The organism is Slackia sp., assembly GCF_977041755.1.
The window spans coordinates 1-14,261 of record NZ_CDRRGL010000221.1; the positions used below are offsets into that span (position 1 = coordinate 1).

The window sequence follows — 14,261 nt, forward strand, 5'->3', positions numbered from 1 at the left end:
GTGGTTTGGGGTTGCGCTCTTTGTCCCCCCCCCCCTTCGGGGGCCGGGCTTACGGCCGCCCCACGGCTGTTTTCGAGAGGAATCTTCCGTTTCCCTCGCGGAAAGGGTGGGGCATTTATCTCCGCGATGTAGAACGCCATCCGCTCGATAAAGTCACCGCGTTCGAGATCGCGCAGGTAATTCTCCGCCAATTCGAGCTCCATGCAGCATTCTGTCACGGGCCCGCCCGTCGAGATGAGCATGCGGCGGTCTCGCGCCTGAACTCGTCGGTGTACTTGGCGGTCACAAATGCAGGCATTTGAGATAGGAATTAAGTATTCGGCATCAATAATCGATTCCTGCACCCCCCACCAGTCCCCAATGGAACTGATAGACTTACTCCGTACCCTCATTGTCGATAAAAGAAGCCGAACATGCAGATCTCGTCTTTTTCGAACATAGGCAGACTATCGAAAAAAGTTGTTTGCCGTATTCTTGCGCTCGTGCTGTCCGCGTCGTGCATCGACATTTCTGCGCAATCCATGATTGCAGCATTGTCCAAAACACCCAGCGTTCAATTTCCTTCTGGGTTTTTCTACCCCACGCTCTTTGTTGTTGTCACCGCAATAGCCTCCCTCGTCCTTATCGCCCTGAGCGCGAAGTGGCAGTCACTGAGGAGACATCCCTTTTCGCTCCACCTTTCCGCCGGCGTCGCAATGGTCGGGATTTCGGCTATGTGGACTACCGGAATGCCGGAATTGTCAATGTGCCTGTATATCGCATTCTCATTTGGATGCGCCTTCATGACCTTCTACTGGATTGAATTGCTCGCCTCCGTTACCGCGTTCGAGCTTATGGTGATTATTGCGGGGAATACAGTTGCCACAATCCTGGTAACGCTCATAACGGATTACCTTTCCTTTTACGAGTACTTCGGTATCCTCTCGCTTGCGCTCGGATTTCTTTGTTTGAAATACGCCGACGACACCGTAACATCCACGCCGCCTAAGCACTCGGAAAACGCCTCCACCATCGATATGGGCACCGTCGCGCGAACCATCACAGGACTGTGTCTTGTGGGGCTTGTCGCGGGAACCACGCAAAGCATAGCCCTTATAGAGGACCCATCTTGCTCTCTCTATTCTGTGGCTCCGTCGGCCATTGCGCTTGTCATCGTCGTCGCAATCATCGCCAACGCACCCGACGTACGCCTTTCAACTGCGCTTAAGATTATTTCATCGCTTACCGCCGGGGCTTTGCTTCTTCTTTTAATGCCAGGAGCAACGCCTCTGTCATCGTATTTCCTCTCCCAAATCGCCTTCTCCGTGCTCTCGAGCATTGCAGACTACGCCTTGGCGCTCGTTGTTAAGTCCCGCACGTACCACACGCTAAAAGCGGTAGGAACCACGTACGCAATGCTCTCGTTCAGCTCCTTGATTCTGCTCGTGCTTGTCGGATTGGGCGTCGATATAACCAGCTCCCACTTTGTGATTGCCTTAAGCTTCATTTTTATCTGCGCAGCAATTTGGCTTATGGGAGATAGGGGAATCGACACACTCATCAATCCTTTTCGTCCCATCGGAGCGAACGAAAGCCCCGCATCGGGAGCCTTCAAGAAAAAGGCTGAGCTTGTCGCCCAACGGTCCAAGCTCACTCCCAGAGAAGCTGACGTCTTCTATCTGGCCGTGGTCGGACGAAGCTGCCCCTTCATTGCGGAAAAGCTCGTGTTGAGCGAAAACACCATACGTTCCTATCTCCAAAAAGTGTATTCGAAATGTGGGGTTCATTCCCGACAAGAGCTCATCTCTCTTGTCGAAGAAACGTCCGAATAACCCACAGGTGCAAACAAGATGAAATCTCTTCCCATCCGTTTTCATGGGAATCGCTACCTGGGACACGGCAGGTTCCAGCATGTCCTATATCCTATAGGCTGCCCTGAAACCCCAGTTCATGTAATGCATATATTTTGTATGTAACTTCTTTTTCCTGCAATTAGGTGCACTTCGCATCTATCGCTCCCAAACGTCATGGGTCATGCTTCCCCTCAGCGGAATCGACACCGATGCCAAAACCAAGGAGGAATCATGAAGACAAGCTGTCAAGTTGCCAAAGCTGGAGTCACGCGCCGTGGATTTTTAGGCTTGGCGGCTGCAAGCGCTGTTATTGCAGGATCGGGAATCGCAGGGTGCTCCCCGGCCAAGCCGTCTGAAACTGGCGCTGATGCCGAACAGGCGCAGACGGCCCTTGAAATCGACGAAAGCGAGATTAAAGAGACAAAAGAAGCGGACGTTGTAGTGGTCGGCTTGGGAGTGTCTGGCGTCGCGGCGATGAGGTCTGCAGCCGAAGCAGGAGCCCACGTCATCGCCGTTGAAAAAACGAGCATCGCGAATTGTCGCTCGAGCATGTTCGCCGCTTTCAATTGTGATACCGCTCGGAAACTAGGAATTCCCGATACCGACCCAACGGAAATCGGCAATGAGCTCATGACTCAGATGGCGCATCGCGCAGACTACAGGGTAATCAACACCTGGCTCAAGCATTGCGGGGAAGCGTTTGAATGGTATGTGGGAGCTTATAAGGACCTTCTGCTTCTAGGCCCAGAAGATGCCTTTCCCGAAAACCCCGACCAGATTTATCTGTATGCGGAAAGCGTTGGGGGATCGACATATAGACCCGGCATCGATCATGAGCATCTGTTCGCAGCATGCTGCTGCGTAGGCGGCGGAGACGAAACCCATCGACCGATTCTCGAGGCGAATATCGAAAAGGCCCTGGAGACCGGCAACGCCGAAACTGTCTTCGACTCTCCTGCAGTGAAGCTGGAAACGAAAGACGGCAAGGTGTCTGCGGTAGTATGCAAAAACCTGCAGGATGGCACCTACACGCGTTATGCTGCCTCCAAGGGTGTGATTCTTGCTTCGGGTGACTACAGCTATAACGACGAGATGCTTCAAAAGTACGCCCCCTGGGTGTATGCCCACAAGGATAACTACCTTTTCTCTCACGAAGCAATGGACTGCAAAGGAAACCACGCAAGCACTGGCGACGGCCAGAAGCTCGGAATCAGCGTCGGCGGACACCTTGATATCGCCCCCCATGCAATCATGGCGCATATCTTCCAATTCGGCGTCGAAAACTTTATCGAGCTGAACGAGCGAGGAGAACGCTTCTGCAATGAAGACCTCAGCATGACAAACATCGCGAAGGTAATACTGAATCAGCCTGGAAGTAAAGTCTTCCAAATTATCGACGCCAAGGCGAACGACTACTATCCGATTGACGAGATGCTTCCCATGATGAGAGGCTCTGACGGTGAGATGTACTCTGCAGAGGCGGATACCCTCGAAGAACTCGCCGCCAAGCTTGGATTCGATAATGACGCCGCAAGCACCTTTGTGACCAGCATCGAAAGATACAATGAACTTTGCGAAAAGGGACATGACGACGACTTTGGAAAAGCCGCCGAGAAAATGCATCCGATTATCGAGCCTCCGTTTAAGGCGGTAACTTACGATACGCTCAAGCATACGTCCGTCGAAGACGTAAGCTGCATGCGCCTTCTTGTCACCATGGGCGGTCTTGTCACCGATACAAACGCACGAGTTCTTGACGACGACCTGAATCCCATCCAAGGACTGTATGCGGTTGGAAACGTTCAAGGTGGCAGGTTCGTCGACGATTATCCGTTCAGCCTGTCAGGCGCCAGCCACGCAGCCGCACTAACCTATGGTTACCTTGCCGGCGAGCACATTGTGAATGGCGAAACCGCGGAATAGTCCATTCAGCCAAATCGTATTACGACCCTCCCACTCGCGCGCGTACGACGCATGCGGTCGTCCCCTCCCTCCAGGCCGCATGCGTCGACGTTGCCGTATCTCCACGGCCCCATCCCACTAAGGGTGCATGAATAGAGAAAAGCCCTCTGGCATGGGGTTATTTAGAAAGTTGATTTGCGAGGGAAGTTAGCGGAACATGCCAGCAAAAACACTGAGAAGCTGATGCCTTGTCGCTTGGCGATGTCTGCATGAAATTTGATTAAGATAGTAAAAGAAGCGTGCCTATGCTGAAATAATGCACGGCAAAGGCAAATCATGCGGCTCGGTTGGAACCTGATTAACCTGCTGCGTTTCGAATGCCACACCGATGATTTCGACATTGGCTCCAGGGATTTTTTCACGTGAAATGAGCCCGAGGTATTCATCGTAATTGCCACCGCCGTACCCCAAGCGTTGAAAGTCGTTATCGAATGCGACCATGGGTACGATTATCGCATCAATGAATCTGGGTGCACAAACAGGGAAATCGGAAACTGACTGATTGTCTTCCGCGAAGCGTTTAAGAGGGTTAGCGATAAAGGGCACGTTTCCATCTTGCCAAGCCCGGTATTCGACCGAGCGCATATACATGCGAGGGGTAGAACCTTTTGTATTCATGCAAGGGAAAACCACGGTTAACTTTTGCGTATAGCACCAGCCAATGAAATCCCCAAGGTTGACCTCGCTTTTCATTGGGGCATATACAGCAACCGTCGAACCTGCGCTCAGGTATGCGAGTTGATCCTTGAGCTTCCGGCAAATAGCACGTGAGGCTTGTTCCCGGGCGGAAGCTAACATGGCGTCACGCCGGGTAAGCGCCTCGTGGCGGAGTTCCTTCTTGATATGTATCGCATCGTTTTGCATGACCGAAGTATAACGCGCGTTCGGCAAGAGAAGAATTTGCTCCTGCTTTAAGGCTAATAGCTCACGAATCTCGTGAGAATTAATACAAAATACGAGGCCATAATCGAGTTGGAAAAATTTTTAAAAAAGTCTTTGCAAATCTTAGGAAAGCTTGTTATTATAGACGAGCTGACAAAGCAATGCGCCGTTACCTCAGCTGGATAGAGGGACTGACTACGAATCAGTACGTCGGGGGTTCGAATCCCTCACGGCGCACCACTTACATGTTTAAGCCGCTCAAACGAGCGGCTTTTTTGTTTCTCAGGTATTTACCGCCGAGTGGAATTGGATGTCTGTGTGCGCAAGCGAGGATGCCTCGCTCACGCTCGATGACGCTACGCTTACCATAGATGGCGCCGGCGCTGGCAACGTTCATGCCATCTATTTCTGCAACAACAATAAGCCCAACTTGAAGAATGGCTCTAATCTCACCATTAAGAACTACAAGCAGGACGCTCTTGAGTGGGATGGCGGCGACGGCGGCTACAACGTGAACATCGAGAGCGGCTCAACCTACGCCCCTGACCACTGCCGTTCTGGCTTTACGGGCACGTTTATCGTCACGGTCGGCAACTCCACGGTTACGGCCAACAACAAACAACGCTCTCACAGACATCATCTTCACTGGCAAGGGCGAGTTCAAGAGCACAAATGTTCAGATTTCTGGTACCAAGGGCACGCGCTACTGGAACGCCGCCAAGTAGCAGCAGCTTGCCGATGGTTGGACGTTCAATAGTTGGTATACCGATGAAGACTGCACTGCCAAATGGGACGATGATGCCGAGCTTGCAACCTCCATGACGCTGTTTGGCAAATGGACCAAGAATACAGACCCTGATCAGTAATGCCGCATGTAATCAACCCACATCTTCGCTTGTTATCGCGCCGCGGCCATCCTGACCTTTCGCCATGCAAGCGCCCTATGGAGAAAGATAGCGCTTTGCGTTTTACGCGGGGGGGGGTAACATAGCGTAAAAAATCAATTTGTTGCGCAACTTCTGAGCGGTTCTTCCCAAAGCTGTAAAACTATGGGGTTTTCCTTGGGTGTGGCGGCCGTTAAACGGGCGTCTCAGGGCGCGGGGTGGCCTTATGACTCACCTTTTACCTTAAAAATCAAGAGAAACTGCGTTCAAGTGTTAAAATAACATGTTGAGGAACTATCTTTGCTACCCCTGGTTCACTTTCTTTTAGGAACTAATCTTACTGAGATATCGCAAAGGAGCTGCTCAAGCCATGAAGGCAACCGATTGAAGGTTAATGCGGTTGATGGGGGACGGAAATGACTGAAAGAATGAGGGAAAAAACAAGAAGAGAAAGTGTGGCAGACCGCTACTCTTTCGAACACAAAGCCCTTTCGGTAGTGCTCTCGGTAGTGCTGCTGGGCTTCGGTTGGCCGGCGGTGAACCCGTCGGAGACTTTCGCGAGCGATGAATCGGCGCAGGCCGATCAGGTGCAAGCTGAAGTCGCGCAACCTGAAGAGACTCAAGCCCTGGAAGAGACGGCAGACGATTCTGCCGCAATGGCTTTGGCTGCTGCTGACGAGGCCGCTCCGGTTGCGGCTTCCGACGAGCAGGCTGCTGCCGAGTCGGTAGCTGACAAGCCGGCGACGGCATCGGCGCCGAGCGCTTCCGACGAGGAAGAGGCTTCTGCTGTGGAAGATGCCGTGGAAGAGGATTCCGCGGTAGACAACCAAGGCTCTTCGCAGGCGGCTGCTGCCCAGGCGAAAACTGAATACGATATTTCGCTTGTGCTGAAAAACGCTTCGATCAAGAAGGCCGACGGCACCAATGAACTCGTGAGCTTGCCCGCCACGAAGGTCACGGTTTCCGCCGATAAAGATTTCAAATTCACGGTTGTGCCCGATTCTGCCTGTAAGCTGAATCGCGTGCTTGTAAACGTTGCTGGTCAGGAATCCCCCCCCCTTATCCCTGACGCCGATGGCGTTTACGTTGTTGCATCGAGCGATATTGCCAAGGGCGCAACGTTGACCGTTGAAGCCAGCTCTTCTCCTGGAAACGTTGGCACCGTGCTTGGTGGAGTGCTTGGCGGTGGCGCTGCTGCTGCGAGCGATGTGAACGGCAGCGCAGACTACACGATTGCTATAGGCGAAACTAAAACCATTAAGGGCACTTCCGGCATTAGTGATAGCTGGAGTTCTTCGGATACGACAAAGGTTACGGTTTCTAGCAAGGGTAGTTCTGCCGATGTGACTGGAAAAAGCGCAGGCAATGTCACTATCACGCATAAGTATTATTCGAGCCTGATTGACTGGAACCAGAAGACTGAGACGTTTACCGTCGTTGTTCAGCCTGCCATGCCCGCTCGGTCTATCTCTATTTCTGGCAGCGATACCGTTACGCAGTTCTCAAATATTCAGCTGACGGCAACGGTCGACCCCGCGGAAGCTACAGGAACGTATGAATGGTCCTCGTCTAATGAAGACATCCTGACGGTTGACAACAGCGGTAACGTTACGGGCGTTCGCCAAGGAACGGCAACGGTCACGGTTTCGTTCATAAGTGCTGTCGGCGGTTCGGAAGTTTCTGCGTCTAAAGATGTGACGGTTACCGCAACGAAAGATGCGACTGATCAAGCGCTCGTTTACTACCTGCTCGACCCTACCAAAGATGCCAACTCGAACGACTCGGGTCACTGGGGAAAAACATCGCTTGGCACCGCAATGGTGAATACCACCGGTGCTACGTGGGCGGGTGGCAAGAATTGCTTCGATAACGTGGATCAGCGCGTTGTTTCGTGGCCCAATGGCACCAACGTTGTGCCGAGGGACTCTGACGCTTGGAATGAAATCTTCGATAACTATAAGACGACCATCCAGGCCCAGCTTCCGGGCGTTACCTTTACTAAGGATGATGTAGAAGAAATCGCTCTTGTTCCCGCAAAGATCTCAAGGAACAACGGAACCAACCCCGATATGCATCTTGACTGCAATGTCTCCATCAAATGTAAGAATGTTGCACTGGTGAAGTATTACCTGCGCGATGCGGGCAGCACGCAGTTTGAGCAAAAGGGAGCCAGGAACTATATTTCCGGTAACGCCACCCAGCCTTCCGATGTGATGAACGAGCAGTTCCCTGAAACCAAGACGGTCGATGGTGTAACTTACACATTCTCTGGCTGGTATTTAGACCGGAGTTTCACGCAGCCTGCAACGTTCCCGTATACGGTTAACAGCTCTACGAACTTCTATGCCAAGTACGTGGGCGGTTTCCAGGTTGCCTATGACCTTGCTGGCGGTTCATGGACCAACTCCGATGCAACCACGTATATTGCCCAGGAAGGTTCGACACAAACGGTGAAGAGCGAGCCCACTCGCGAGGGATACAAATTCACCGGTTGGACCATCGAAGGCCTGCCTGATACTACCGCGCTTAAGAGTGGCGATACCTTCGCTATGCCCGCAGGCAACGTAACCATCACGGCAAACTGGCAGGAGCTTCTTTCCTATCGGATTAAATATCTTGAAAAAGGCACCGAAAAACAGCTCGCCGACCCAGATACTCGATATGGCGAGCAAAGTGAGAAGGTTTCTGCAGATGCCAAGACCATTGACGGCTATCACCTTGCAGATGGATGCTCCAGCCCTATTGAGAAAACCCTCGGAAGCAGCGATAACGATATCACCTTCTGGTATGAGAAGAATTCTGCTGAATACTCGGTGAACTACTACTTGAATGGTACCGAACAAAAGGTTGCCGACTCTGAAACAAAGAGCGCTCCTTGGGGCATCCAGATAAAGGCGTCTGATCTTGCGAAGGATATTGACGGGTATACCGCCGTGTCCAACCAAGATGTGACCATCACCGTTAATCGCGATGGCAAGAGTTCCATCAACGTGTACTACTACCAGAACGTTAGTCTTGTCGCCAATTCCGATACAAGGACCTACAACGGTTCCGAGCAGAGTGCTTCCGGCTTTACCGGTGCGCCCGAAGATGCCGATTTCTCCGGCATTACCGTCGGCGCAAACGGCACCGATGCGGGCACGTACCCTGCTCAATTCACGGAAGGCACCGTTGGTGCCGTTGACAAAACCAAGAAATATATCGTTGTAAGCGCCAAGCCTGGCTCACTTGTAATCGGCAAGGCTAAGGTCACCCTGAAGTCCGCCGACCTGAGCAAGAAGTACGACGGCACCGCGCTCGAAAACGGCGCTACCGCGCTCGAGACCGAGTCCGGCTTCGCTAAGGGCGAGGGTGCGACGTATGCGTTCACGGGCTCCCAGACCCTCGTTGGCTCCTCCGACAACGCGTTCGCCTACACGCTGAACGAGGGCACCAAGGCCGAGAACTACGACATCGATAAGGCCGAAGGTAAGCTGACCGTTACCGACCGTGAAGAGGCTGAAAAGTACGAGATTACGGTGACCGCCAATTCCGCGACGGAGACCTACGACGGAACTGAAAAGACCGCCTCTGGCGTGACCGGCACCCCATTCACAAACGACAAGGGCGCTCAGTTCACCGTTGAGGGCCTTAGTGCAACCGTGTCTGGAACCGATGCGGGCGAGTATGCGAACGAGGTCAGCGGCACCCCTGTCGTTAAGGATGTAGCGGGCAACGATGTGACCTCCCAGTTCAAGGTTAAGACGGTTAACGGCAAGCTTGTCATTGACAAACGCGCCGTGACCATTAAGCCTAAGAATGCTACCAAGGCCTACGACGGCAAGCCCCTTAAGGCTACCGACTGGGAGATTGTATCGGGTTCGTTCGTCGACGGCCAGAGCATCGCCGACCCGCAATACGACGGCTCTCAGACCGTGCCCGGATCAAGCGAAAGCTCGATTACGGAGTGGGACTATGCCGAGGGTACCAACGCCGATAATTACAACATCACGGCAGCGAAGGGGTCGCTGACCGTTACCGACCGCGCTGACGGTGAGAAATACGAAATCACGGTGACTGCCAATTCCGCCGAGTTCAGCTACGACGGCAACGAGCATGCGGTCGAAGGTTTTGAGACCCTCGAGTTCCCGGTTGACGGCAATAAATACACTGTGTCGGGCCTCAGCGCGAGCGTGTCTGGAACCGATGCGGGCACCTATCCCAACAACGTTACCGGCACGGCCAAGGTTACTGACGCTGCGGGCAATGACGTGACCTCCCAGTTCTCCGTGACCACCGAGAGCGGTTCGCTGGTAATCAATAAAGCCAAGGCTACTATTGCGCCCAAAGACGCGACCAAGGCCTACGACGGCACCGATCTTAAGGCGAGCGAATTTGTAACCGAGGGATTCGTGAAGGATCAGGGCGTCAAGAGCGCTACCTTTACTGGCTCCCAGCTGAACGTGGGCACGAGCAAGAGTGGCATCGATGGCTACGTTCTCGCCGACGGAACGAACGCCAATAATTACGACATAACGAAAGGAACGGGCAACCTCGAGGTAACTCCGGTCAGCGATGAAGTGACCGTTACCATTACGGGCAACTCCGCGACCCTGAAATACGATGGAACCGAGCAGTCCGTGACGGGCTATACCGTTGCATGCCCCAATGGCCTGTATACCGCCAATGACTTCGATTTCACTGGCGCTGCTGTTGCCAAGGGCACGAACGTCGGTACCTACAAGATGGGTCTCGATAAGGGTCAGTTCTCCAATACGAGCGCGAACTTCTCGAACGTGACGTTCGTGGTTGAAAACGACGGCTCGTTGACCATTTCCCCGCGAGAGGTTGTTCTGGCATCCGATTCTGCCGAGAAGAGCTATGACGGAACTGCGCTTACGAAAAACGAGCAGTCCAATGTGAAGGTGTCTGGTGACGGCTTCGTCGACGGCGAGGGCGCGAGCTTTGACATTACTGGTTCTCAGACGAATGCTGGGTCGAGCAAGAATACGTTCACGTACTCCCTGAACGAGGGCACGCAATCTGCTAATTACGAGATTACTCAGTTCGAGGGCGACTTGACGGTCAATGCCATTACCTCGCCCGTTGTTGTTACTATTGTTGGTGACAACAAGCAAGCAACCTATGACGGTGAAGAGCATACGGCCGAGGGCTATACCTTCACTTCGGATAATGAGCTGTACACGCAGGACAAAGTGAACTTCTCTGGCGAAGCGAAGGCTCATCGCACCGATGCCGGTACGACCACCATGGGTCTTGAGGACCAATTCACCAACGCTGATACGACCAACTTCAAAAACGTGACCTTTAAGGTAACCGACGGTTTTGTTCAGGTCGACAAAGCACAAGTGACCCTTAAATCCGCCGATTTGAACAAGAAGTACGACGGTACCGCGCTCAAGAACGGTGGCACCGCGCTCGAAACCGAGTCCGGCTTCGCCAAGGGCGAGGGGGCGACGTACACGTTCACGGGTTCCCAGACCGTCGTTGGGTCTTCGCCCAACGCGTTTGACTACACGCTGAACGAGGGCACCAAGGCCGACAACTATACCATTACGAAGTCCGAGGGCACGCTGACCGTTACCAACCGCGACGCGAAGTACGAGATCGAGGTTGAGTCGAACTCCGCCGAGTTCACCTACGACGGCAATGAGCATATGGCCGAGGGCTTCAAGACCCTCGAGTTCCCGGTCGACGGCAACGAATACACCGTGTCGGGCCTCAGCGCGAGCGTGGCCAGAACCGATGCGGGCACGTACTCCAACGCCATCACGGGCACGGCCAAAGTCGTTGACGCCTCGGGCAACGACGTGTCTGATCAGTTCTCCGTGACCACCAAGAGCGGCTCGCTGGTAATTAAGCAGGCTTCTGTGCATATGAAGTCCGCTTCCGGCGAATGGGTCTATGATGGCAACGAGCACGCCAAGCATGAGATGGAATCTGTGACCGGCTTTGCCAAGGGCGAAGGCGCGACGTATTCCTATACGGGCGCAATCACGAATGCGGGCACCGTTCAGAATATATTCACCTACACGCTGAACGAGGGCACCAAGGCCAGCAACTATATGTTTGACGACCCTGAGTACGGCACTCTTAAGGTGACTCCGGTCAGCGATGAGGTGACCGTGACCATCAAGGGCAACACTGCGACCAAGACCTACGATGGCGCTGAGAAGACGGTGCGCGATTACGGCTTCGGAGCCTCCAATGACCTGTATGGGACTGGAGACTTCGTCTTCACTGGCGCTGCTGTTGCCAAGGGCACGAATGTCGGTACCTACAAGATGGGTCTCGATAAGGGTCAGTTCTCCAATACGAGCGCGAACTTCTCGAACGTGACGTTCGTGGTTGAAGATGGCTGGCTCAAGATTGAGGGCGGCCAGATTGACGCAAACGACGTCACTTGGACTACGCAAGACGTGCAGAAGGTGTATGACGGCAATCCGCTTTCGGCCTTCGCCGCTCATGCGACCGATAAACACGGCAATGAGCTCAATATTGAATACAGCATCGATGGCGAAACGTGGACTTTTGACCCGGCCGAGATTAGCCTGACGCATTTCGGCTCCCAGAAGGTGCTGCTTCGTGCCACAGGTTCCAACTACACTGCTGGTCAATACGCTACGAGCTCTGAAAAAATCGCGATTAACAAGCGTCCTGTCACGTTGACTTCTGCCAGCGCGAACAAGGTGTATGACGGCAAACCTCTTACCAATGACACCGTAACCTCCACTCCGCTTGGCGTGGACGTTGGCTTCCTCGATGGCGAGGGCGTGACTTGCAACGTCACTGGCTCTCAAACGAATGTCGGCGAGAGCGACAACGAGTTCACGTACACGTTCAATGAGGTTACGAGCGAAAGCGACTACCTGGTTACGTCCAACCCCGGCAAGTTGATCGTAACCCAGGACAATACCGAGGTCGTCGTTACCATCACCGAGCACAGCGGAACCTTCGAATACGATGGAACCCAGAAGACGGTGAGCGGCTACGACTTCAGCGCTTCCAACGAGCTGTATAAGAATACCGACTTCGAGTTCACGGGCAACGACTCTGTGAGCGCGACCAATGTCGGCACCTATGACATGGAGCTCAAGTCCGAGGACTTCAAGAATACGAACGGCAACTTCTCCAAGGTGACGTTCGTGGTCGTCGACGGCCAGCTCACCATCACTCCGAAGAGCGTTGATCCCGAAGCTGGTAAGGGCATGAGCGTCGGTAAGCTTCCTCATGTCACGTACAACGGGAAGTCCCAGAAGCAGAAGCCCGAGGTAAAAGACGGCAACACGCTGCTTACGGAGGGCATTGACTATACGCTCGTATACAGCAAAGACACGACCAACGTCGGTACCGTGACCGTGACCGTCGAGGGCAAGGGCAACTACGCCGGTGAGGCCGAGGTGACCTATGAAATCATGAAGCGCCAGGTGACTCTCGAGTCCGCGAGCGCTTCCAAGGTCTACGACGGCACGCCGCTCACTAAGCCCGGGGTCACCGTGGGTTGTGACGGCTTCGTCGAAGGCGAAGTGTCTGGCCTTAAGGCGATTGGCACTGTAACGAATGTGGCCGATGGCGAAGTCGACAATGAAATCGTTTGGGATTGGACCGAAGGCTTTGGCGAGGGCAACTATGACATCACCAAGACCGAGGGCAAGCTGAGTATTGAGCCTCAGTCGGTCGACCCCGACAATCCGGAATCCTATACCGGTATTAAAGTTGGCGAGCTGTCTGACCTTCTGTACAAAGGCAAAGACCAGTTCCAAGAGCCCACGGTTACCGACGCGAAGGGCAACCTCCTCGTTAAGGATCGCGACTACACGCTCGCCTTCGATGGCGATGCCAAGAACGTGACCGAGGCCGGTGTTTCCGTAACGGTTTCGGGTATTGGCAATTACAAGGGTGATTTCTCGCGTAGCTACAAGATTCTTCCGCGTGAGGTAACTGTCAAGTCTGCGAGCGCTTCCAAAGCCTACGACGGCACGCCGCTCTTCTCTCATGATGTTGTTGTGACCAGCGCCGCTGGTTTCGTCGAGGATGACGTGGCGAGCATGACGGCGCCTAATTCCATCACGGAAGTCGGGTCGCTCACGAATGAGATCGCCATCGAGTGGTCGAATGACGTTGCGGCTGGTAACTATGTCGTCCTTAAGGAAGAAGGCGTTCTCGAGGTAACTCCTAAATCGGTGACCGCGGAAGGCTTCTCCGTTGAGGGTCTGAACGACGTTACTTACAACGGCCTTGCTCAACAGCAAGAGCCGACCGTCAAAGACGGCGACAAGACGCTGACGAAGGACAAAGATTACACGCTGTCCTTCACCGAGGATGTCACGAATGTCGGCACGGTTCGCGTTACCGTTACGGGCAAGGGCAATTACACCGGTAGCGCCGATGTGGCCTATCAGATTTTGCCTGCCAAGCTTATTGTGACCACTCCGTCCGATTCGATGGTCTACAACGGAAAGCCTCTTACGGCCGAAGGCAGCATCGAGGGCTTTGTCAACAACGAGACTGCGGTCTTCGAGACCACTGGCTCCCAGACTGAGGTCGGCGAGAGCGAGAATGCCTACGCGATTTACTGGTCGGATGAGGGTACTACTGCCAAGCGCAGCAACTATACGGTCGAGGAGCATATCGGTACGCTAACCGTGACTGAATATGCAGACGAAATCGTGGCTGTTGCCAATGATGTGACCATGACCTA

The 14,261-nt window shown here is 53.7% G+C and carries 6 protein-coding genes and 1 tRNA gene; 5 read left to right on the plus strand and 2 right to left on the minus strand.

What is annotated here, in order from left to right; genetic code table 11:
• Positions 1–203 (minus strand): hypothetical protein (locus ACWI8T_RS09820; RefSeq protein ID WP_449138804.1); only part of this gene is annotated, 203 nt, incomplete at its 3' end.
• Positions 204–413: 210 nt separating this feature from the next.
• On the opposite strand from ACWI8T_RS09820, the gene ACWI8T_RS09825 reads away from it, so the two are divergent.
• Together ACWI8T_RS09825 and ACWI8T_RS09830 are read left to right on the plus strand one after the other, a co-directional pair.
• The gene (locus tag ACWI8T_RS09825) at positions 414–1,811 is read left to right on the plus strand and encodes a helix-turn-helix transcriptional regulator (protein ID WP_449138805.1); all 1,398 of its coding nucleotides are present in this window, start codon (positions 414–416) and stop codon (positions 1,809–1,811) included.
• A 252-nt stretch (positions 1,812–2,063) separates the two neighbouring features.
• Complete coding sequence (locus ACWI8T_RS09830) at positions 2,064–3,755, plus strand: FAD-binding protein (RefSeq protein ID WP_449138806.1); 1,692 nt, start codon at positions 2,064–2,066, stop codon at positions 3,753–3,755.
• A 282-nt stretch (positions 3,756–4,037) separates the two neighbouring features.
• Here ACWI8T_RS09830 and ACWI8T_RS09835 read toward each other — a convergent pair whose 3' ends face one another.
• Complete coding sequence (locus ACWI8T_RS09835) at positions 4,038–4,685, minus strand: 5-formyltetrahydrofolate cyclo-ligase (RefSeq protein WP_449138807.1); 648 nt, start codon at positions 4,683–4,685, stop codon at positions 4,038–4,040.
• 154 nt (positions 4,686–4,839) lie between these two features.
• Between ACWI8T_RS09835 and ACWI8T_RS09840 the strand changes: the two genes are divergently transcribed.
• The 3 genes from ACWI8T_RS09840 to ACWI8T_RS09850 form a co-directional block, all read left to right on the plus strand.
• Positions 4,840–4,916: transfer RNA gene (locus ACWI8T_RS09840), tRNA-Arg, on the plus strand.
• A gap of 70 nt (positions 4,917–4,986) precedes the next feature.
• The gene (locus ACWI8T_RS09845; RefSeq protein WP_449138808.1) at positions 4,987–5,433 is read left to right on the plus strand and encodes a hypothetical protein; all 447 of its coding nucleotides are present in this window, start codon (positions 4,987–4,989) and stop codon (positions 5,431–5,433) included.
• Positions 5,434–6,015: 582 nt separating this feature from the next.
• A partial coding sequence (locus ACWI8T_RS09850) for an Ig-like domain-containing protein (RefSeq protein WP_449138809.1) occupies positions 6,016–14,261 on the plus strand: 8,246 nt, incomplete at its 3' end.

What these genes read in the sequence shown, in the direction of transcription:
- ACWI8T_RS09825 (WP_449138805.1), top strand. Translation starts at nt 414, where the DNA reads ATGCAGATCTCGTCTTTTTCGAACATAGGCAGACTATCGAAAAAAGTT.
- ACWI8T_RS09830 (WP_449138806.1), top strand. Translation starts at nt 2,064, where the DNA reads ATGAAGACAAGCTGTCAAGTTGCCAAAGCTGGAGTCACGCGCCGTGGA.
- ACWI8T_RS09845 (WP_449138808.1), top strand. Translation starts at nt 4,987, where the DNA reads ATGTCTGTGTGCGCAAGCGAGGATGCCTCGCTCACGCTCGATGACGCT.